Genomic DNA, 20,535 nt, shown 5'->3' with positions numbered 1-20,535 from the left:
ATGATCAAAGCGGGCTTGCCATGAGTTGGGAGCAAACCGCCTTAGCTATTTGGATGTCCTGAACTGCGACCCCGGTCAGATCTGCGATTGTGACATCGTTTTCATTCTTGCGTGCTTTCACGCCATCTCGGATCACATTACCCAGTTCCAGGATTTTGTGCTCGGCCAGATAGCCGTCACGCATCGCATGGAATATCTCGCCGCGCGTCCGGCATTGTTCGATACTGTCTGCAACCACAATATCGGCGCGGCTCAGCACGCGGCTCTCAAGTTCCTGCTTCTCAGGGGTATCCGATCCGACTGCAGTGATGTGCATACCTGGCCGGATTTGCTCGGCAGTAACCAGGGCTTGGGTGGAAGGCGTCGTCATCACGATCAAATTGCAAGCATCGGTCACGTCGCGGCTCTGCCGTGTAGGAGTAACCTCATAGCCAAGTGCGGTCATGTCTTCGCAGTAGCGGCTGAGGCTATCATCAGAACGCCCCCAAACGACAATTTTGCGACAGTCTGTTTCGCTAGCAAGATGAGTAATCTGCAAGCGGGCCATGGTACCAGTACCATAGACACCGATTGCATGAATTTTTTTTGGCGCAAGATAGCGTGCAGCAATACGCCCTGCTATCGCCGTGCGGATATTCGTAAGATGGCCCTCATCGAGGAGAACCGACTGAAGAAAGCCAGTCTTTTGGGAAAAAACCAGCATGAGGCCCGACCCGGACGCGAGGCCAAGGGATGGATTGTCATAAAACCCGGAAGCAATCTTTATGACAAATATATCGTCATCGCGAATATAGCCATATTTGATGTGGGTATCGCCTGGAGGATGGTCAAACAATAATTCGCCCACGGGTGGAACGACGACCTTGCCATCCGAATAAGCAACGAACCCCGCCTCAATGAGCGGCGTCAGATCCGATTTCTCGACCACAGAGCGGATCGCTTCGATTTGATAAACGCTAGTCATGGATTGCCTCGCATGATTTTGGACACAGGTTTTCTCTCGCCCTATCTGTGAGATAGCTGCGGTGCTTGAGTCAGATTCTATGTGACGATCTGCTTTTGTTTCCAGAGAGGTCTGGGCAGAGGTCGCGTCAATGCCTCAAAATCTGGCGCAAAAACAGCGCCGTACGTTCATTTTTTGGGTTACCAAAGAAAGCTTGCGGATCGGCCTCCTCGATCAATTCACCACGATCCATAAACAAGACCCGGTCAGCAACAGATTTGGCGAAGCCCATTTCGTGGGTTACGCAAATCATTGTCATTCCACCTTGCGCAAGATCGACCATGACGTCCAACACCTCCGATATCATCTCAGGATCGAGAGCAGAGGTTGGCTCATCGAACAGCATGATCTGCGGCTTCATGCAAAGCGCACGTGCAATCGCTACCCGCTGCTGTTGGCCGCCCGACAGCTGGATCGGGTATTTATGCGCCTGTTCTGGGATCTTGACACGCTCCAGATAATGCATGGCAATTTCGGTAGCCTGTTTCAGGGGCGTTTTACGGACAAGTCGCTGGGCAATAGTGAGATTGCGCAGAATGGTCATGTGCGGAAATAGATTGAAACTTTGGAAAACCATACCCACTTCACGACGAACAGCATTGATATCCTTTGTCTTCTCTGTAAGCTTGTGTCCGTCAATGAAGATGTCGCCGCTTGAATGCTCTTCCATTCGATTGATGCAGCGGATCAAAGTTGATTTCCCTGATCCGGATGGACCGCACAAGACTATCTTCTCGCCTCGCTGCACTTTGAGATTAACCTGCTTGAGTGCTTGGAACTTCCCAAAAGTCTTGTTGACATTGACAAGTTCAATCATGGTGTCTTTGACTTCATTCATAAAGGTCACCTTCAAGATACTGTTTCGCTTCAGCGCACCATGTGGCGGCCAAGATAATCCTCAAGGCGTTTGATCCCGGTCTGCAAAATCCAGGTAAGGATAATGTAGACGATGGCCAACGACAAAAATACTTGGTAAGGAGCGAATGTTTCAGCGACGATCGTACGCGCGATACCGGTCATATCGACCAGAGTAATTGTGCTCGCAAGCGCGGTCGATTTCATCAAGCTGATGATTTCATTACCATATGCTGGCAGACACACACGAAACGCAAGCGGAGCTGTGATGTAGATAAAGCGGTGCGCAGCACTCATCCCAAGAGCTGCTCCAGCCTCGTTCAACCCGCGCTCGACTGCCAGAACCCCACCGCGGAAAACCTCAGACACATATGCTCCGACGTTAAGCGATAGTGCCACAATGGCACAGCCGAACGGATCTCTTAGTATTGGCCAGAATATGCTGTCTCGCACCCAATCCAATTGGGGAAGACCATAATAGATGATGAATATCTGAACCAAGATAGGGGTGCCGCGAAAAATATAGATGTATACTTGCGCGGGCCAGGACAGCCACCATTTGCCGCTCAGTCGCATCAATAGCAGGATAACAGCAATCAGAGTTCCACTGACGAGCGAGATGACCATCAACTGGAACGTCATTGTAAATCCATCAAGCATGCGTGGTAACGCATCAAGGACTATACTCATATTCATGACGCCCTCCGCTGCATATGCCTGTTGGCTAAGTGCTCAAGCAGATTAACCGAGAGTGTTATGACGCTGGAAAAGAACAGGTATATCAATCCCACGACAATATACATTGTGAATGGCTTCCCGGTCACACCTGCAGCCTGTTTGGCAACAAAAAGGGTCTCGTTGAGCCCTATGATCGAAATCAGCGCCGTATCCTTGATAAGCGACAGCATATGGTTGCCGAACGCTGGTAGAGCCGTTCGCCACATCTCCGGCAGACGAATGTAAACAAATGTCTGCAGAGAATTCATTCCCAAAGCGCGTGCTGCTTCCACACTACCTGGCTTAACGCTCTTAAATGCGCCGCGGAACGTTTCGGTAGCATATGCGCCCACAACCAGAGCAATGGCTATCGAGCCCGCCCAGAACGGCGGAAGGTCCACAAATTTCACCGAAGGATTGAACAACCGGGCAATGGTCGTCAATGTGACAGCCGAACCAAAATACAATAACAGGATAACAAGTATTTCAGGTGTGCCACGAAAGAAGACCGTATAGATATTGCCTATCTCATTCAGCAAGCGGCTCGAGGATAGCTTGGCTGCAGCGCCAAGCAATCCAAAAATTACCGTCAGAACCAATGAGCAGATAAAGACTTTCGCAACGATGACAGAAGCGAAAAGATAATTATCCCACCAACCATTAAGGGCTTCCAATTTGCTTCTCCGTCTTTCAAGAAGACACTATTGACGGATTATTTGTTAGCCCATGCATCATCATGGATGGGGAACGGGAATATCTTTAGCGCATAGTCCTTGAGTTTACCGTCGCGGATGAGTTGGCGGATGGCGTCGTCAATCTTTCCACGCAGTTCGTCCTCACCTTTGCGCAGGCCTACACCAACGCCGGGGCCAAAATATTTTGGCTCATTGATTTCCGGCCCAACCAACTCAAACTTGCCCTTCCCTTCTCCCTGCAGGAACGAGAGATAAGCCTTCATCGGATTGGTCATGATCATGTCGACCCGGCCATTCTTCAGATCGAGATACATTGGTTCGACACCATCATACATAACCAGATCGGCGTCAGGCAGCTTTGCTTTGAACCAATCGAAATATGTTGAAGCCCGTTCAACACCTATGCGTACACCTTTGAATTTTTCAGGGATGGGCTGGCCACTCGCGTCAAACATGTCCGCGCCCGTTCCTGCCGCCGCCACCAAATGCCCTACCGACTTACGATAGGGAATAGAAAAATCGATCTGTTGTTTCCGCTTGTCAGTAATCGACATGGAAGCGACGATCAGATCAAACTTGTTGGCCAGCAGCGCCGGGATGAGCCCATCGAAGCCCTGACACACATAGTCAAGTTCGTAGCCGGTGATCTCTGCAATTCCCTTGGCGACATCAACGTCGTAGCCTTCAAGGTTGCCTTCTGCCGTGCGGTAATTGAATGGCGGATAAGTACATTCTAGCCCCACACGCAAAGTCTCAGCATGAGAGAGAGACGCGCTGATAAGTATGGTTGTGACGGCACCTAAAAAGGCTGACTTCCACATTTTCATGCTATTTGTTCCCTTGTTTTTTGGCTTCAACGCGCAATCGGCGGTACGTTCGTATCGCTGGGAAAGCGCGTCCAGGCGCTGTGATTAGTTTTAGACTATTATATCTATTTTAGACTGTCTAGTCCATTTTTCTCACACATTGCGACTATACAATCAGACTGAACTGAGGGTATAGTTTGGAAAATGAATAGAATTTTGATCAAGGAAAACAGCCCTTTGAGCCATAACATCAGCCCGAACCTGTTGCCCTACGTCCCAATTTGCGACGCAATAGCGACTTTGTTTGCGCCTTTTGCCGAGGTCGTTTTGCACGATCTCCCGAGCGCATCAGTTGTCCATATCGCTGGAAATTTTTCAAAAAGAGAGCTTGGCGATCCGTCAAATCTTGACGAGATCAACTTTACGCCTGCGGATCGATTGATTGGTCCTTACGCGAAAACCAATTGGGACGGACGAAGGATAAAGTCGATCAGCTCCGTTTTGAGGACTTCCAAGGGGAAAGAAATTGGAGTGTTGTGCATAAATGCAGATATGTCTGTATTTGAAAGCATGGTGCTAACATTGCAGAATTTCGTTTCCGTACCCTCCGCATCTGGAGAAATGGAAAGCCTTTTTCGTGACGATTGGTTCGAGCGCATCAACAACTATATTCAGCACTGGACGGCGGCGCGCGGTCTCAATATTTCAGATCTGTCGCGCAGTCAGAAAAAAGAGCTCGTACAGGCGCTCGCCGATAGCGGTGCTTTTAGCGGCAAGAATGCGGCAGGCTATATATGTCGTTTGTTGGGAATGGGTCGGGCGACGGTTTACAATTATCTGAACGGTAACAGCGGGCCCGATGACGAGACAGCTTGATTAAAGCTCATTCTGGACGCGTGCCCACTCTCGATAGTCTGTGTGTGAAATGGTCGTCCACCAGCGCGATAACGTCCGCTCGCCTTCCACTTTGTGAATATACAGAGCATGCATGATCGAATGTCCGGGAGAGCGCTGAAATACATGAAAAACAACACAACCGCTTTGAGCGAGTTCGATTGCTACGCCAATGTCCCGCGTTTTTTCAATGCGCTAGCAAATTGGTTTCGCAATTTTGGCAGACCAGTAATTGGGACCAATCACACCGGGTATGGCACAGGCAGAGCGCTAGTATTGTTCCCTTTCAACTCCTCTACCGCATGTGACACATCCTTTGGATAAAGGTGAAGTTGATCATCTCCGATACCGTTGTAAGCATTCCGAGCCAAATACAGGATGACCGCTGAGCACTTTGATAGTTTGGATACAAACCAGTCTGCCGGATCATCTTTGGAGGCGAAATCACCCATTACTAGCGTTCTCCACAGCCGTGCCAGTGTCAAAAGCACGTTGCGCTCGTCTCCATCAACGGATGCGATCAGTTCCGGCAACCGCTCCCCTATTGCGCGACAGATCATAGCGGGTGGGATTTCAATGGCTTGATAACAGGCATGAGCGCTTGATATTTTTGCTAGGGCTGCCGTTCCAAAAGCTTAAGTTTAGTGGTCAAGACAGTCCTGCCGGGACATGAGCTGAGCTGGAGACTTCCGCCAACCCGCGCGATGCGTGTGGCCATGCTACGCATTCCGATACTGATACCGGCTTGCCGAACGGCTTCTACATTGAAGCCAAGGCCATTGTCTTCGATCTCCAGCACTAATTCATCCAGTAGTGGCTGCATCAGCGTAACCCCGACAGAATCTGCGCGACTGTGCTTGACGACATTCGTTAATGCCTCTTCGACAATGCGTGTCATTGCAAGACATTGCAGTGCACTTGGCGTATACCGCCAATTATCGGGGAACACCCACCTTGACTGTATATTCAGCTCATCAAAAAGCGTTGTGAAACGGTGACGCGACGGAGCTATCCAGTCGATTGGAGTCGCTGGAACCTTGATACTTGGACTGGAATTGCTATCGATCGTCTGCCGCAAGTCGTCACGGATCAATTTGAGCATTGAAATCACTTGGGGCCGGTTCACAGCGCCCGATCCTTTTTCGATAGTCGCCATCATATGCACAAGTGAGCCGCCAATTCCGTCGTGCAGATCGTGTGCAATTTCAATTCGATCACGCAATCTAGCATTGCTCAACTCAAGTGTATATTCGCGCTCAAGCGTTGTCGCAAGTTCCGCACGTGCATCCTCTACGGACCGACCCAACTCGACATTGAATTGCTCGATACGGCGTACGTTATGGGCATGGCGCAATCCCAAAATCCCAGATAGACTCAGTGTTATTGCGATGTTGGCATAGGGAAGGACAGGAAATTTCCCTGGGATGAGCGCAAAAATAAACAGAAAATCGTGAAGCGTTGTCAGGAAAAGAACCAGAAGGCAGAAGGCGAGCAAAAGATGCTCTCTCTGCTTAGTCCTCCAGGCATAAATAGGAAATTCAATACAATTGTGCAGAAAGAACGCTGTTGCTACCAATAGGCTCAAGATTTGAATATAGCCGATATAAATTTGTGGAGTTACTACTAATAGGCCTGCAAATAACGCGGTAGAAGTCCAAATTGTGAGTTCATATCGTTTGCGAACTCGCTGGCTAAAACGCAACGTAAAAATACAGAAAGCCGACACCGATAACATCAGGGCAATTGCATTCACTTTTGCAGCAACCATGGAGTCTTGCCACGGCCAAGGCGTCGTCAACAATGCGTTTGATATAAATACGACCCAAAAAAGGGTTGAAAGGGCATACCATCCATAGGCAGTCTGATCTCGGCGAACGATCCAGATACAGAAAAACAATATTCCAATAACCCCGGAAACGATTAAGTTTGCGACGTACAACGTCCGGTTACGCCACCATAAGTTTTCAAATTCTTGGTTGAGTTTCCCCGCATTTCCGATTTGAACTGCGCCCAGACCAATCGTTTGATGTTTGATCCCAACAACCCTGATCCAGACGGTATTGACCCCATCATTTAGCCACACGTCTGGAAGCATCCAGTACCGAGGCATATTCCAGCTGCGCGAAATTGGTTCGACAAGATGATCATCACGCCAAAGAAAATGGTCGTTGACGTATACTTCGCCGGCCATAACAATTGAACGCAAAAGCAAAGCTATTGACTGTCGACTACCTGAAGGGCAGTCCTGTATCCAATCCAAACGATACCAGACATCGTCCGCCGCCGCGTCGGTGTGCCAGTTCCAATCATGAGGAAGCGTCACAGCTGCCCAGTCGCCCGATAAAAGTGGTCGTTTGCCATCCTCAGCGGATTCTGCCGTGCGAATATCAGTTATGTGAACATTGCATTGTGGCTGAGCAGCAAACGTCTGCGTTGCTGTAAAGACAGTCATGGCAAAAAGAAAAAATGCTCCGAACCAATTCACAGCAGCAAGCCATGTTGCCGTGCGGTGTGAATGGCTCGTGTACGCGAAGAAACAGCAAGCTTTCGATATATCCGCTTTATATGACACTCAACAGTGTGGCGGGACAAGAAAAGCTTATCGGCGATATCGCGGTTGCCAAGGCCTTCCGCTACGAGCTGGAGAATTTGGCTTTCTCGGCTCGTCAGAGTTTGCAAATGCTCCGGATTTGATTTGACCTCATGGGTTTCAGCCGGCAACTCTTCAATAATGCGCTTTGCTACAAAGGGATCAATAGGCGCCCCGCCGCGCAACACACTTCGTAGAGCGATCGCAACTTCAAGATCGTCACGCTCTTTCAACACATATCCCACCGCGCCAGCCCTTAAGGCCGAGAGAATGACATCCTGCGTGCACCAAGCAGAGATCACCAATATTGCTAATGCCGGATCCTTCAAATGTAGCTCCTTGATCAAATCAATTCCGCTACCATCCGGCAGGCCTATATCAACCAGGGCAAGGGCGATCGGTCGCTCCGCAATACAACCTCGCGCCTCAGCGAGAGTGGTCGCAAAAATGATTGTTTCGAGCTTGTATCCAAACTGGAGTAAAATGTCTTCCAGCCGACGTCGGACGGCGATATCGTCTTCAACGAGGAGTATAGGTGCGGGCAAAACTATACCGGCTGCAAGCGCACTAAATGGCATTCCAAATTTCCTTGTCCCGCCCAAATCAAGAAATTTGCCAATTCCAGCGGCGTGAATGAGTCGCTTGCAATCGTACAATCTTGGTTTTGTTCTGTCGCGAAATTTCCATGACAGCTCAATTGTTTGACTACTTTTGAAGGCATGAAAATCAGCAATCGCCATTTACAGCACTTCAGGGATGTCATTTTGGAATGAAAAAGAGGGCCCTTTCAATTCTAAGAACTCTCCCCGCAATTCCACTGCATTTCTTCGTCAGTTACATTGAACGTTTTCGTCTAATTTCGATTTCCTCGAACCATTTAATTCAACGATAGAGAATCCGCCTCCCTATGGTATATGAGAATACGTTTCCAAAGCCTTCATAAGAAATCCAAGGTCAAACATTCCGTTAGCTGAATACTCCGAAGAATGAATGGTTTTTGACATGCAACAGCAGATTTCAGTCATAACAATCGGGATTAATGATTTACCGCGCTCGAGGCGATTTTACGTTGAAGGATTTGGCTGGAAACCGGTCTTCGAGAATGATGAAATTATCTTTTACCAGATGAACGGGTTTGTGCTCGGGACCTTCGAAAAGTCTGCGCTTGAAAAAGATATGAACCGCTTTGGGCTCTGTTCTCCCGGCGCATTTTCATTGGCTCATAACGTACCAAGCCAAGCAGACGTAGAAATCTTGATTGAACAACTCGTCAAGGCGGGTGGATGTCTGATCAAACCTGCAGACACCCCGCGTCATGGCGGCTTTCGAGGCTACGTAGTTGATCCTGACGATCACGCTTGGGAGATTGCCTGGAATCCGAGTTGGCTCATTGACGAGAATGGACACGTCACATTCGCAGTATGACAGAGTGCAGGATGGTTAAGATAGCGCGTTGATCGCTTCAGCAGACGCGAAGGGCAAAGCGTTCATGCATGCAAGGAATATACCATTCAATTTCTAGCGAATGCTTCCCTAGTCCCATAACACAAGCCCAACCTCTCTGTCTCACCGTTCGTGAATGTTGTCTTACAGACGACCAAATTATAAAAGCCACACTGCATCACTAGGCCGAGCCAAGTGCCTTTACCAGCGCTTGGCTAAGATTGCGCCCGACACTTCCGGCGTTCTCAATTCGGCACGAAAATCTCAACGCGCCGATTAAGCTGGCGACCAACCGGATTGTCCTTGCCGTCGATTTCGTTCAATGCAACGGGTTGACTTTCACCTAAGCCATTAGCTTCCATCTCACTGCTGACATTTCGATCTTTCAGCGCTGATTTGACTGTCGATGCACGGCGTTTCGATAGATCTAAGTTATATTCCTCCGTGCCTTTAGCATCTGTGTGGCCTCGAATCTCCAGGCGCTTAGGAGCGACGGTACTTAAAGCCCTTGCCAGCGCATCAACGGTTTCAGCCGCGTCAGTGCGCAAGTCTGCTTTGTCAAAGTTGAAAAGAATGCGGTCTTCCAGCGTGATCAGATAACCGCATGCTGCCGAGGGGAGACGGAACTTTGTTAGCAACGGGAATTTGCCCGCCAGCGGCAGTGGGGACAACGGCGCCATCTCGACTTCCTTTCCGTCGATTGTGCCGCTGCCATTCCCGTCATTGATAACAACATGTTCGCCTTTCCACGATCCTTTGCCATTACCCTCGTTGACGACCTGGCCAAGAGGACCGTTCCAGACCCCACTGCCATCTGGCTCAATTGCCACCTGGCCCATTTGGTCGGAGTTCCAAGTTCCACCGCCTTGACCGTCAAGGGTTATTTGTTCGCGCGCACTATTATAGCTCCCCGAGCCGTCAGCTTCGATCGTGATCTGCTCTCCCCCCTCACCTTTTCGGTTGATAGCACCCGACCCATCCTCTTCCACAATAAATTGTACACCATTAACCTCAGCGACCCCCGCGCCCCCGTGCTCAATGACATAGGTACCTTGGTCAGCAAACTCGGCAGTGATACCCGTATCGTCCCTAAGCACCATACCGTTCCGCGACACTAATGCACCATGATCGTCGCATCGCGCAGGCGCGATACGAATGCCCTGAATATTAGACAGTTTATCACCAATGGCATTTTGAAACGTTTGTTGCGCGAGCTCTACACCAATAAAGTCGGGTACGACGATCGCCGGGATCGCGGGAATATCTTTCGCGGTCTGCGCATGCCCCTCCTGCGCCATAAAAAAAGTGGCCGTTGTGAGCAATATTGCGTGGTATCGCGACGCGATGAGAAGGCGGGTTACGATCATTCGATGTCCTTGCAAGTCTTACATCCGAAAAGCCTCGTGCCAGACGTACGAGATTCTGACGCAGAGATAGAAAACGGATTTCAGGGCTATAGTCAAAGCCTGACTGATCCTAAACTTCTTGCTGCTTTGCATCCCCCGCCAAAGTTCACATATACCCGGCTACCCGATTAATCAGACCGCATTCTTTCCCGCCGGCTCCTGAACGCACAAGCCTCTACACTGCTCAGTGCCTTAAATAGCAAAATGCCGAGCAGTCGATGAGGCAACTCAGGATCCTGTCTGTTATCTATTCAGCCTTAGGAAAAATTAGGTTACGAGCGTATCGCTCGTATGCAAAAGCACGCTTCGAAGATATGAGCTGTAACCGTTCACTGAGGTCAATTTGACTATTGTTCCAGCGGTTTTACGCAAAAGCTCTTCTTCGAAACCGGATTTCTCCAGCAACTGGTTTCATCTTCACGACGAATGCCATCGGTTATTAGCTCGTTCAAGAGCCATTTCCCCTCCTTCTGATAGACCACCGTTCGGTCACCATCCGGCCAGACATGTACTTCTAATCGTATCTGATGACGCTGCTCCTTCGCCTGGCCTGCAGCTTGATAGAAAGGAAACTCGCGACAAACCTTGTCAGACAAGACAGTTCCCTTGTCATTGAGAACTCGACATTGAACGCGATTATGCAAATATCGCCCCTTGCTCCAATCATCGAGCAATTCGCGATTTAACTGGCAAGCCTGTTCAATACTGTCCATGCACCCCATGTCATATGCACGTGATGCTTCAGAACCAATGTCAATTGGGCTTTCCGTGTTGTCATACATATTGCCCGGTAGGATCAATTTAGGAGATCCCGTCTCGTTGAGATGACTGAGCGCATCCAGAAGGATATTTCCATACTTAATGCAGGATTCACCATCAGTGGTTTTTACATATGGATGGAAACAGCCATTTTGATACGCAATCACGGCTTCCTGTTGGTTGATATCAACACCTAGCCCAGACTCGTAAATATTTCCGGCAAGTTTACATGCGTATGGCGATAGTCCAAGGTCTTCAGTACTACATGAAAACTCGGCCCAACGTAGCGCATCCGTATATTGAATTTTCTGTGCCAGTGCGAATTTGGCGGCATTATAGCAGATGCTGACGTCCGTTAGGCGCCCGACAGCGTGCTTGATCTGGTACTCGCAAGTCTTGCTATAAACGTCAGCCGCGTTTTCAATATCACCGCCTGAGGCCAGAGTATCTGCCAACGAGAGGCATGTGCTCGCGGGACTGTCATCAAAGCGACAACCGGAGCGCAGGACAGGCAGAAGCGCTTCTTTTTTGTCTTCAGGGCTATTGTGGGATTTCTCGGCAATTAGAGAAGCTAATGAACCGCAGCCATTTATATTTTCATCCTTACAAGCTTCAGAGAGCATCGCTTCAATATCTGGCGACTGAAGGTCTCCAGCCACCGACTTATATGTCGAGACAGCGGAACTGCAGGCTTGCGGCCCCTCTGAGGTGCTGCCGGTCATGCATTTCGCTACAAAAGCGTCGTAAATCGCGCGTTGGGCAGGCTTCGCTCCATTGAGCTCGGGGTCAAGTGACGCCGCCAATCCATCACAGATGCTGTCCTTATCGGTTTGCTGAGCGCATAATTTGATGGCCCGTTCCGCAGCCTTGCTTCGAATTTCAGCGGACCAGTAGGCGCTTAGCTTGGTTTGAGCGGCACAGGCAGAAGGATCGCCAGCCGAACAACCCCGATCGAGAAAGCCTTTTGCTTTTGCAATTCGTTCATCACCAGAGGCTGAAGACTTTGTGTATTGAAGAAAGTCCCGGTACTTCAAATAAGCGGGCTTGCATTGCGGAACGTTGGGTTTACGTGGTCCCGGAGTACAGTACTCCTCAACCAGAGAACCAAGTGCATAATTTTCGTCGGCAGATGCTGAGGCATATTCATTGCGCGCCTGAACAACTTGTGAGAACGCATCCTGAAGTTCTTCACACGCCCACGCAATGCTCGTTCTGCATGCGGTCAGTTTTGCAGCAAAATTCGATGCTGCTTGAATAAGTGTCGGATTCTTATACGGCGCGGTACCACGCGCTAACAATATGCAACTAACCGCCCGACGGGCATCGCAGCCCGGTTTTGACAGTTCAAGAACTACGAGATCATCCGGATTCTGCGTTCCACCATCAATGGAACGAAATTGTGCATTTTCCAGAGTGTTTTCAGCGCGATTAATTGCTAGCTGACAACCAAGCACACTTCCGCCCATGCAACCCATAAGTGCATAATGTGTGACAGATGCGGGTAAAGTACCCCTCGGATCATCTATATTGTAGATCGCTTCAGCGTAGCGACTACAGGCTTCCGACGCACCAAGGTCACAAGCCTGCTTGAAAATAGCTGTGTCGGCCGCTTGCTCTGCCTGTTGCAACAGATCGCGCGCGGTGGCCAGACGTTGAGCGTCGGAAGCAAAGCCTCCGATTTCTGCTTTTGAAAAGGCGTTCTCTGTTTTCAACATCGCCTCAACAAAATCGGCACCGCTTAAGCATTGACTAGTCTTTGGAAGTCCCTCTGCCTGACGCAAGATCGATTGACTTGCCCGAGTGTTGAGCAAGCTAAGGGAAAGTGCGAATTTCCCGTTGGTCATTCTGTATGCAGCCATGGATGCGCGATATTTCTCTAATGCCCTCGCTTCTTTATTCAAGGTATCAAGAGTGGTCGTTTCAACGGCAACAAGATGGCAAGTGTTTGGAGGAGCAAGGAAGCTTTGACCGTTTGCTGCTCGCTTTTCGAAATCACAGAAATTAAAAACCTGATCGATCGGCAAAAACCCCGTCGAACGTTGCAGGCCAACCCCAGTGGCGTAATCTACTGCGAAATAGGGCTTATTATCCGGCCCAAAAGTGACGTCTTTCAGTTGGACCTCATCTCCTGGACGAAGCGAACGCTCACTTGATTTACCTGGATGAGCACTTATTGGAACAGACGCACAAACATGTCTAATCCCAATGGGCTGATGCGGCGGCAGGACGTCTGAATGAACATTTGAGCTTGCCGCTAAAAAGGAAAGTAGTAACGCTGACAGAAATTTCAAAGCGTTAATAAAGGGCCACCCGCCCAGTGTTCTGCAGAGCATCATATTCTACAATAACTCCTCACTGCAGCCTGTCCGATACTGAGAATCCATCACGGTTCACTCTCTCTGCGCGCAATTTATCCCGACATACCATTATAGGATCCGAACGCAATGCCAACTGATTTCTGTGCCGGTATGGCCATCTGCGGTTTGGCATTATGAGAGATAATCAATTGACCGCCAGTCAGCATTCACATGCGCGGCGGCAGGTGTTTTGTTACCGGACTAAAAGGTTTTGCTCCATGGTAATTGCAACAGAGCTTATCCCGCATTCGCGGACTTTTGGCGATGAAGACGTTTGATGAAAACGCTCATCTCCCGTGCAGCCTGGATGTCGCCCCGCCGTTGAGCAACCTCCGCACCCTTCAGCCAAGCCGTCTCGGCTTCATCGAAGCGACCAAGCGCGCGTAGCGCTAATCCAAGCGACTTCCATGCTGCCGAGTAGCTGGGATCATGCTGTATGGCTTTATCGAGGTGTAACAACGCGCCACTAGCGTCACCGTCCTTTATTAGCGCACTACCGAGCGCGAAACGGAGCAATGCGTTATCCCGACCGTCGGCCAATTGGATTTCAAGCCTCTCCCGCAGACTTTTTGGCTCAGCGTTCATTGCGGATCACTCCAGTTTTTCGTCCGGATCGACATGTCTGAGATACAGCCTAATTCCTCAGCTTCGGCCACCTTCAGCGTCGGATCGTAGCGCCGACACCTCAATGAGAAAATCCACGGTGCTAAAATGGCCAAAGCTTCGAAATTACCGTGAAAGCACGACGAGATCACAGCTCTCAGGGTCCCAAATTGCCGACCACCTGAGACCCATGGAGCGGAAAAAGCGATCAGCTGTCGTTTGCCGACGTTCATCCTGCCAGCAATCACATCTGCAACGACTTCTAATGAGAAACGTCCCATATAATACTTTCCCCGATAAGCCGAGTTTTGTTTAAATCCGCCGGTGGTCAAGTCTCAATATCGCACACGTTCAAACAGGCTCCGAGCGCTCCGCTTGCAATCTTTGAATGCAGTGAAATTGCCCTTCCAGGGCGAAATCAGTCGCTGTATCGCAGATGGATGAGGCATTCAAAGTTGCATCATCATCACAGCCACCAGCGCACTCGCAAGGAGACCGATATGCGTCAGCTGCAATACATCCTGCCTGATCCAGTATGCGAACCACATGCCGCCCAGCAAAAAAATGAAGCATAGTCCTATCAAGCCGACCAAGCCGAGCGTAGCCAGGATTCTTGCCGATTGCGGCTCCCCAAAAACAAAAAACGCCGTACTGGTCCAGAGCAGAATTGCAATGCACAGCTGGATCGCGGCGATCAGAGCAACGGCAAGTCGCGACCAAACTGGATTTGTGATGCGACGACGTTTGAGAGGTGTTGCCACCATGGGATGCTCATCCAGCAAGCTCATGCTCATCGTAGCGCCTATGACAAATGCTGATCCTTTGAAATCTCGAAAATTGTTGGCTGTGGCGATCGTAGCCCAAAGAGCAAAGCCAAATACAATTACAGCCTGAGCGAGAATGAGCGCCGTCGTTGCCATGTCACAAACCTTTTTCCAAGCTTTTTCTTGCTAAATAGACGGCCCGCGAAGAGTTGGCAATCATTCTTTTTTTGGTGACCTCAACGCGGCCTTATTATTCAGGGCCCTGGAGCCGTATCTCACCGACGTTTACTATTGTCAGTGGCAACATAGTAAGGTTCCTTTTCCGAGGTAAAACGAATCGCGCCTTACGTATCAGTCTATTGTGGTGAGCGTCGACCACGGTCTCAAGCCGCAGCTTATCAGGTGGCCGCAAGATTTTTCCCTAGCCAAAGGCTGGATATCTTAGGAAGGCTGTCGCGCTAGACTTAGCAATGAAACTGTAGTTTGGGATTACGGCATATCGTTCGGCTGAAATATTACTCGGGCGGCACTTACGAAAGTGCCGCCCGATTGCGCAAGGCTTAATTAGGTGAGAACTGCCAGTTTGAACCGGAAACAAATTGCTTGTCTGAAAATTCAGGTCCAAGGCGAAGCACGATCTCCAGACTTCATTCCTCCGCTTATTGGGAAGATGACCTCAGAGGAACTGCGACCGGACGTAAAGGCGCTGCGTCACCTCCCCGGATTTTCAGAGGCCCTCCTATAAATGCGAATTCAAAAACCTTGTCCTTTGATAACTCATCAAGTGCAATCAACTCAATGATTGGAGCACCTTGTTGGGCAAGTAGGTAGGTGTGCAAGGGAACATAGTCATCCTCCACTTCGGAAGGAAAAGTCTCAAAACTGAGATTGTCTGCACCAACAATCATTGCACCGCCTTCCTCGACGAGATAACGCGCCGCATCCAATCCCATTCCTGGAGGTGCACTCATGTAAGCTTTCGGGTCATTAAAGAGTTTCATGCGGCCGGTGCGGATCAAGACAATGTCGCCTTCCTGCAGGACAGTTTTCTGCCGGGCCAGCGCGTCTTTGAGGTCCTGCCGCGTAATGCGATATTGATCAGCCAACATCTCCACACCCTTGGCGGCTGCGACGTCGATCAAGACACCGCGCGCGATCAATGGCGGAAATTTCTCAATGCCGGTTCTGTTCCAGCCTCGATCTCCAAGATGTTCGTCAGCCTTAAACCCGTTCCAGATTTTGCCGTGAATCCCGAAATGGTTGAGTGCATCAATATGCGTCCCTGTGTGGCTGTACATTGAAAAGGCTGTCCCGGTATAACTTCGGGTGGCATTCATGTCTTCGCCAACGCCCATCGGGTCATCGATGGCAGTGCCGCGTGGCGTATGGGTCATCCAGAACTGGTAGTGCGGATCTCCGGCATCCTGCCAGCTCGGCATGCCGAGATAGTATTCTGTTGCAAGATCATATACCTTGCTACCGTCCAGCCGGGCTAGAATTGCTGCGCGCGAAGCGGGTGTAATAAGGTTAAGACGGCCGATTTCATCCGCAGGCCCCCACGGACTGACACCAACCTGTTGGCTGTCAAACGAATTTGAAGCTCGATTATCTGCATCAGCGCTAGAAGCGGAAAATGCCGCAAATGTGCTGGTTGTAGCGAGCAAAAATAAACCGAAGAGACGGTTTGCAAGTTTAAGTGACATGGTTTTTCCTTTATAATTACTATGCTTTAGAACGCGGAGAGACAGGCACCATCGCCTGCAAACTGCTCTTGAGCTGTTCCGTTGAAGTGGTCTGTAACTGCCCCAACACATCACCGCTCCGGGGAGAAGAAACGATCAATGTAGGAACGGATCGGATTCCGAGCTTTTGCGCTTCTTCGCGATCCGTCATAACGCGTTGATAGGCCGCTTCACTCTTGAACGCTGCGCGAAACGCCTCACTGTCAAAACCTTGTGCGACGGCAATATCCTGCAAGACGGCAGGATCGCCGATATTACGGCTCTGCGTCAGGTGCGCTCTTTGAACCGCATCGAAGTAGTCGCCATGTCCAAGATTTCCGGCCAGTATATGTGCTGCCTGACAAGCAATTGCTGCCAACAAGCCGTTTGGATACTCGAAGCCCTGCTGACGCATACCTTCAATATCAATCGACTGTGAATCATCTTGTTTAGCGCAAGCCTCCCAATGGGTGAGAATTTCACGCTTTGCACGAGCCATGGAGCCGAATACCTGCACCATTTGCTCACGGCTATCCTGCAAGATATAGGTTCGGTGGCGAACCTGAACCCCGATCTCCTCTGCAACTTTTCGAAGTCGCGGTGACATGACATAACACCATCCGCAAACGGCGTCGTGAAAGAAGTCAATGATCAGTGGTGTGGCTGTCGAAGTGGTTTCGTCATCTCTTTTTGAGTAAAGTGTCATTGTGCTGTCCTTGTATTTCAGACATCACGATAGCCTCCCGATCGACCGGGAATAAGTATGTGGCAGTGCAGACAGTTTTTACTCTGGGTTCAGAAATGACCTATCAGGCTTCATCGTTAAATAATCGAGGGTAATCGAGCCGCCAGATATTCAACAAACGCTTTAACCTTTGGCTGTAAATGCCTGTTGGTCGGATAAACCGCATAGATGTGACGGTGTTCGTTGACGATTGATGGCAATACGCGTTGTAATTGCCCTGCCTCAATTGCAGGATCAGCCAGAAATGAAGGCAGTGCACCAATCCCAAGCCCTGCAATCAGGAGATCACGCAACATAAGACTGTTGTTGACTTCGCTGTATTCTCCGTAAAACAACACTCCGTTTGGATTTTGTGGATTGCCGTCTGGCTTGTCCTCAAGAACGACGCCCGGCGTATGCGCCAAACTGTAACTGATCATTTTATGCTTTTTCAAATCGCTAAGCGTAATTGGCTCTCCGTATTTTCTAACATAGCTCGTAGAAGCACATAACTTCTGCTCAATAGTCGCAAGACGACGAGCAATAAGTGTGGAATCCTCTAGGCCAGCGCGCAATCGAATTGACACATCAAACCCGTGGGAAACAGCATCAACAAGTCGATCTTCCATTACCAGTTCAAGCGTCAAATCCGGATATTTCAGAAGAAAATCCGCGATTAGCGGTGACAGGACACTCAGCGCAAAAGACAACGGTGCATTGACCCGCAACTTACCAGTCACGCGGTCCGATTGCTGCTTTACAGAACGTTCCAGCGTTTCCAATTCATCCAATAACCGGCAGCACTCAGCATAGTAGGTACGGCCTGTTTCGGTGAGGCTCATACTGCGTGTGGTGCGCTGAATAAGAACTGTATCCAAATGCGCCTCCAGCGCACGCAACTGCTTGCTTAGGCCAGCAGGAGATATGCCCAAATCTTCCGCTGCTTTAGCCAGTCCGCCAATCTCTACAATGCGTCGAAAGGTACGCATGACGTTAAATGTGTCCATGACGAATTCCTACCCGAGCAATCGCGGAAATAATAGGGTACTGACCTACTTTCCCATTTAATTGAGAACGACCAATCCATGTAATTAACTAAAAGCGTCTCGAGAACCGCGCAATTACGCGTTGCATACAACATCGTTCATGTTCAGTTTAGATCGACTTGAAAACGAGTGCTATATCAGCTTGATAGGCCTTCAAAAGGAGCCGAGAGTGCAAAATGATCTATGTCATCCCGCCGGAAGTCCTTGGAGAGCAGTTTAAGACCGATCATAGACGCTCTGACATGATTGTTGTCAAGAAGCGCAGTTGCATCCCCATCATTTGAAAATTGAGCTTCCGGCTTCAAAGCAACAAGTAATCAGCTTTTCGGGGATCGAAGCCGACAATGCGCTTTCCTTCGTTGAAGGCCGTTAACAGCTCTTGACGCAACAACAGCCTTTCGCTCATGGCAGCTGACCGGTCATGGGCGAGTAGATGATCAATGTCAGCCGGAATTTTCACACGTCGAGCATCAGCCGGATAATGAACTGTCTGGTCATGGAATCGCGCTTCTACATCCGGATCGTCTAACTGCCAGTCGACAACTATTCTGTCGGACGGCAAACCGGAATTGATACCTACCATCGGACCGTAATAATTGACGTGGTAAGTAGACGAAGTGCCGCCCAGCCTTGCAATATTCAGCTTGGCATTGACTGCCCGGATCGGATCATAGGTCCAGCGGACATGAGTGATGCCTCGTGAAAGGCACCAATTGCGCTGGAACCATTTCATTTGAGCTCCGATTTTTAAACCTCTGGCTTCCGGTAGTACAGCCAGGCGATGAGAATGCTGAATACCCGCTGTCAAACTTGGAAAACCAAAGAGGAAACCTACCATCTTTTGACCGGAGAATGCTCCCGCGACAAGACCGCCTTCATGCTGAATGGCAAGCAGCAGATCGGAAGCGTCGACAGGGTCGTCCTCACCCCAAACCAGCCTTTGCACTTCCTCGGAAACTTTCATCTCTGCAATAGAGTCGAGCTCACGGATTAACACGTCGCTCATGCGCGGAAATCCTCACGATGGCTGGTAACGGTATCAAGAAATTGGTGATCCAGCGTCACTCCGATACCCGGACCGTTCTTGGGAACGGCCATGCATCCATTTTCTGCCTCCAGCGGCTCATTGACGATATCCCGCGGGAAGTAGCGGCTTGCAGAGGATGTATCTCCCGGCTTGCTAAAATTTTGCAGCGTCGACAGGTGAATATTATGTGCCCGACCAATACCTGCCTCAAGCATTCCGCCGCACCAGACAGGCACGTCGAACGCTGCACAAACATCGTGAATTGCGCGGGAGGCGCTGTGGCCACCGACACGCCCCACTTTGATGTTGATGACACGGCATGCGCCCGCTACAAGCGCCTTGCGCACATCTGCTGAAGAACGAATACTCTCATCCAGGCAGATAGCCGTCACCAGCTTTTCCTGAACTTTCACATGATCGGTAATATCGTCGAACGCCAGCGGCTGTTCAATGTAGTCAAGCGCGAAAGCATCCATCGCCTTAAGGAGCGGCAGATCGGAAAGCCGATAAGCAGTGTTGGCGTCGACAGTTAGGTGCGCCTCAGGAAAATTCTCTCGCACCGCCTTTACCAAGGCAAGATCGTGCCCACGTTTGATCTTCAACTTAACGCGCTTGTAACCGTCATCGAGTGAAACTGCGACCCGCTCGATGGTCGTTGCAATATCGGCAATCCCGATGCTAACGCCCACCTCGACAGAATCTCGCACGCCACCCAACGCGACACTCAAAGGCAGGTTGAGTGCTTTGGACCACAGATCCCACAAGGCCATCTCTACCATTGCTTTGCTCATTCTGTGTCCGCGCCATGGATCAAGCACTTTTAAAAGATCCGCCGGGCTAGCGAAGCGCTTTCCAACAATCTGAGGCAGCAGGACATCGCGCAAGAACGACACGGAGCCGGCAATAGTTTCCTCCAGATAATCTGGAAATGGATCCATCACACCTTCAGCGTAGCCGTTGAGGCCGCCGGCTCGTAACGTGAGGATTGGAATGACCTTTTCGGTCATTGTTCCGGTTGAAATCACAAAAGGCACAAGTAGCGGCAGCCGTATGATCCGTATTTCGGCAGCTTCGATTGTCAGTCCGGCAAAAATTGGCGATGTCGTCATCGGTCCTCCATCCATG

At 50.0% G+C, this 20,535-nt stretch carries 20 protein-coding genes; 2 read left to right on the top strand and 18 right to left on the bottom strand.

Translation table 11 applies throughout. The features are described 5' to 3' along the window. Positions 1-4: 4 nt before the first annotated feature. The 5 genes from KMS41_24705 to KMS41_24685 all read right to left on the bottom strand — a co-directional run bounded on the left by KMS41_24705 (position 5) and on the right by KMS41_24685 (position 4,097). Positions 5-964, bottom strand: a complete 960-nt coding sequence (locus KMS41_24705; GenBank protein ID QWK81689.1) for an ornithine cyclodeaminase family protein — start codon at positions 962-964, stop codon at positions 5-7. 127 nt (positions 965-1,091) lie between these two features. Further along, positions 1,092-1,820, bottom strand: a complete 729-nt coding sequence (locus KMS41_24700) for an amino acid ABC transporter ATP-binding protein (GenBank protein QWK81850.1) — start codon at positions 1,818-1,820, stop codon at positions 1,092-1,094. Between the two features lie 50 nt (positions 1,821-1,870). Beyond that, positions 1,871-2,554, bottom strand: a complete 684-nt coding sequence (locus KMS41_24695) for an ABC transporter permease (protein QWK81688.1) — start codon at positions 2,552-2,554, stop codon at positions 1,871-1,873. After that, positions 2,551-3,249 (bottom strand): ABC transporter permease, encoded by a 699-nt coding sequence (locus KMS41_24690; protein ID QWK81687.1) that lies wholly within the window; start codon positions 3,247-3,249, stop codon positions 2,551-2,553. The genes KMS41_24695 and KMS41_24690 overlap by 4 nt, the downstream gene beginning before the upstream one ends. Before the next feature lie 38 nt (positions 3,250-3,287). Continuing rightward, positions 3,288-4,097 (bottom strand): transporter substrate-binding domain-containing protein, encoded by an 810-nt coding sequence (locus tag KMS41_24685; GenBank protein QWK81686.1) that lies wholly within the window; start codon positions 4,095-4,097, stop codon positions 3,288-3,290. A 183-nt stretch (positions 4,098-4,280) separates the two neighbouring features. On the opposite strand from KMS41_24685, the gene KMS41_24680 reads away from it, so the two are divergent. After that, complete coding sequence (locus KMS41_24680) at positions 4,281-4,952, top strand: PAS domain-containing protein (GenBank protein ID QWK81685.1); 672 nt, start codon at positions 4,281-4,283, stop codon at positions 4,950-4,952. A 260-nt stretch (positions 4,953-5,212) separates the two neighbouring features. Here KMS41_24680 and KMS41_24675 read toward each other — a convergent pair whose 3' ends face one another. Genes KMS41_24675 through KMS41_24665 form a run of 3 tightly spaced genes read right to left on the bottom strand, consistent with a single transcriptional unit; the run spans position 5,213 to position 8,138 of the window. Next, positions 5,213-5,530 carry a DUF4111 domain-containing protein gene (locus KMS41_24675; GenBank protein ID QWK81684.1) on the bottom strand — a complete coding sequence of 106 codons (318 nt, stop codon included), beginning with the start codon at positions 5,528-5,530 and terminating at the stop codon, positions 5,213-5,215. A gap of 53 nt (positions 5,531-5,583) precedes the next feature. Further along, positions 5,584-7,455 carry a histidine kinase gene (locus KMS41_24670; protein ID QWK81683.1) on the bottom strand — a complete coding sequence of 624 codons (1,872 nt, stop codon included), beginning with the start codon at positions 7,453-7,455 and terminating at the stop codon, positions 5,584-5,586. Continuing rightward, positions 7,452-8,138: a response regulator transcription factor gene (locus KMS41_24665; protein QWK81849.1), complete on the bottom strand. Its 687-nt coding sequence runs from the start codon at positions 8,136-8,138 to the stop codon at positions 7,452-7,454. Before KMS41_24665 ends, KMS41_24670 begins: the two co-directional genes overlap by 4 nt. Before the next feature lie 424 nt (positions 8,139-8,562). On the opposite strand from KMS41_24665, the gene KMS41_24660 reads away from it, so the two are divergent. Then, positions 8,563-8,985, top strand: a complete 423-nt coding sequence (locus KMS41_24660) for a VOC family protein (protein QWK81848.1) — start codon at positions 8,563-8,565, stop codon at positions 8,983-8,985. Between the two features lie 263 nt (positions 8,986-9,248). Here KMS41_24660 and KMS41_24655 read toward each other — a convergent pair whose 3' ends face one another. From KMS41_24655 to menC, 10 genes are all read right to left on the bottom strand, one after another. After that, the gene (locus KMS41_24655) at positions 9,249-10,370 is read right to left on the bottom strand and encodes an OmpA family protein (protein ID QWK81682.1); all 1,122 of its coding nucleotides are present in this window, start codon (positions 10,368-10,370) and stop codon (positions 9,249-9,251) included. Between the two features lie 386 nt (positions 10,371-10,756). Beyond that, on the bottom strand, positions 10,757-13,504 hold the full coding sequence (locus KMS41_24650; protein ID QWK81681.1) for a hypothetical protein: 2,748 nt from the start codon (positions 13,502-13,504) through the stop codon (positions 10,757-10,759). A gap of 258 nt (positions 13,505-13,762) precedes the next feature. Next, a complete protein-coding gene (locus KMS41_24645) occupies positions 13,763-14,110 on the bottom strand; it encodes a tetratricopeptide repeat protein (GenBank protein ID QWK81680.1) in 348 nt (115 codons plus the stop codon). After that, the gene (locus tag KMS41_24640; GenBank protein QWK81679.1) at positions 14,107-14,409 is read right to left on the bottom strand and encodes a hypothetical protein; all 303 of its coding nucleotides are present in this window, start codon (positions 14,407-14,409) and stop codon (positions 14,107-14,109) included. Before KMS41_24640 ends, KMS41_24645 begins: the two co-directional genes overlap by 4 nt. 168 nt (positions 14,410-14,577) lie before the next feature. Further along, positions 14,578-15,048 carry a DUF2165 domain-containing protein gene (locus KMS41_24635; GenBank protein ID QWK81678.1) on the bottom strand — a complete coding sequence of 157 codons (471 nt, stop codon included), beginning with the start codon at positions 15,046-15,048 and terminating at the stop codon, positions 14,578-14,580. 503 nt (positions 15,049-15,551) lie between these two features. Then, the gene (locus KMS41_24630) at positions 15,552-16,595 is read right to left on the bottom strand and encodes a cyclase family protein (protein ID QWK81677.1); all 1,044 of its coding nucleotides are present in this window, start codon (positions 16,593-16,595) and stop codon (positions 15,552-15,554) included. A gap of 19 nt (positions 16,596-16,614) precedes the next feature. Beyond that, entirely contained in the window at positions 16,615-17,319 is a 705-nt protein-coding gene (locus KMS41_24625; GenBank protein ID QWK81676.1) for a DsbA family protein, read from the bottom strand. A 116-nt stretch (positions 17,320-17,435) separates the two neighbouring features. Further along, positions 17,436-18,344, bottom strand: a complete 909-nt coding sequence (locus KMS41_24620; protein QWK81675.1) for a LysR family transcriptional regulator — start codon at positions 18,342-18,344, stop codon at positions 17,436-17,438. Between the two features lie 340 nt (positions 18,345-18,684). Further along, on the bottom strand, positions 18,685-19,389 hold the full coding sequence (locus tag KMS41_24615) for a GNAT family N-acetyltransferase (GenBank protein ID QWK81674.1): 705 nt from the start codon (positions 19,387-19,389) through the stop codon (positions 18,685-18,687). Then, positions 19,386-20,519 carry an o-succinylbenzoate synthase gene (gene menC / locus KMS41_24610; protein QWK81673.1) on the bottom strand — a complete coding sequence of 378 codons (1,134 nt, stop codon included), beginning with the start codon at positions 20,517-20,519 and terminating at the stop codon, positions 19,386-19,388. Before menC ends, KMS41_24615 begins: the two co-directional genes overlap by 4 nt. Between the last annotated feature and the right edge of the window lie 16 nt (positions 20,520-20,535).

It is taken from the genome of Ochrobactrum sp. BTU1, assembly GCA_018798825.1.
Taxonomy (GTDB): domain Bacteria; phylum Pseudomonadota; class Alphaproteobacteria; order Rhizobiales; family Rhizobiaceae; genus Brucella.
This window is presented reverse-complemented; position numbering and strand designations above follow the sequence as displayed.

Bases quoted from the DNA above. Each gene is read 5' to 3' on its own strand.
- KMS41_24705 (QWK81689.1), bottom strand. From the start codon at position 964: ATGACTAGCGTTTATCAAATCGAAGCGATCCGCTCTGTGGTCGAGAAA.
- KMS41_24700 (QWK81850.1), bottom strand. From the start codon at position 1,820: ATGATTGAACTTGTCAATGTCAACAAGACTTTTGGGAAGTTCCAAGCA.
- KMS41_24695 (QWK81688.1), bottom strand. From the start codon at position 2,554: ATGAATATGAGTATAGTCCTTGATGCGTTACCACGCATGCTTGATGGA.
- KMS41_24685 (QWK81686.1), bottom strand. From the start codon at position 4,097: ATGAAAATGTGGAAGTCAGCCTTTTTAGGTGCCGTCACAACCATACTT.
- KMS41_24680 (QWK81685.1), top strand. From the start codon at position 4,281: ATGAATAGAATTTTGATCAAGGAAAACAGCCCTTTGAGCCATAACATC.
- KMS41_24675 (QWK81684.1), bottom strand. From the start codon at position 5,530: ATGATCTGTCGCGCAATAGGGGAGCGGTTGCCGGAACTGATCGCATCC.
- KMS41_24665 (QWK81849.1), bottom strand. From the start codon at position 8,138: ATGCCATTTAGTGCGCTTGCAGCCGGTATAGTTTTGCCCGCACCTATA.
- KMS41_24660 (QWK81848.1), top strand. From the start codon at position 8,563: ATGCAACAGCAGATTTCAGTCATAACAATCGGGATTAATGATTTACCG.
- KMS41_24655 (QWK81682.1), bottom strand. From the start codon at position 10,370: ATGATCGTAACCCGCCTTCTCATCGCGTCGCGATACCACGCAATATTG.
- KMS41_24650 (QWK81681.1), bottom strand. From the start codon at position 13,504: ATGATGCTCTGCAGAACACTGGGCGGGTGGCCCTTTATTAACGCTTTG.
- KMS41_24645 (QWK81680.1), bottom strand. From the start codon at position 14,110: ATGAACGCTGAGCCAAAAAGTCTGCGGGAGAGGCTTGAAATCCAATTG.
- KMS41_24640 (QWK81679.1), bottom strand. From the start codon at position 14,409: ATGGGACGTTTCTCATTAGAAGTCGTTGCAGATGTGATTGCTGGCAGG.
- KMS41_24635 (QWK81678.1), bottom strand. From the start codon at position 15,048: ATGGCAACGACGGCGCTCATTCTCGCTCAGGCTGTAATTGTATTTGGC.
- KMS41_24630 (QWK81677.1), bottom strand. From the start codon at position 16,595: ATGTCACTTAAACTTGCAAACCGTCTCTTCGGTTTATTTTTGCTCGCT.
- KMS41_24625 (QWK81676.1), bottom strand. From the start codon at position 17,319: ATGACACTTTACTCAAAAAGAGATGACGAAACCACTTCGACAGCCACA.
- KMS41_24620 (QWK81675.1), bottom strand. From the start codon at position 18,344: ATGGACACATTTAACGTCATGCGTACCTTTCGACGCATTGTAGAGATT.
- KMS41_24615 (QWK81674.1), bottom strand. From the start codon at position 19,389: ATGAGCGACGTGTTAATCCGTGAGCTCGACTCTATTGCAGAGATGAAA.
- menC (QWK81673.1), bottom strand. From the start codon at position 20,519: ATGACGACATCGCCAATTTTTGCCGGACTGACAATCGAAGCTGCCGAA.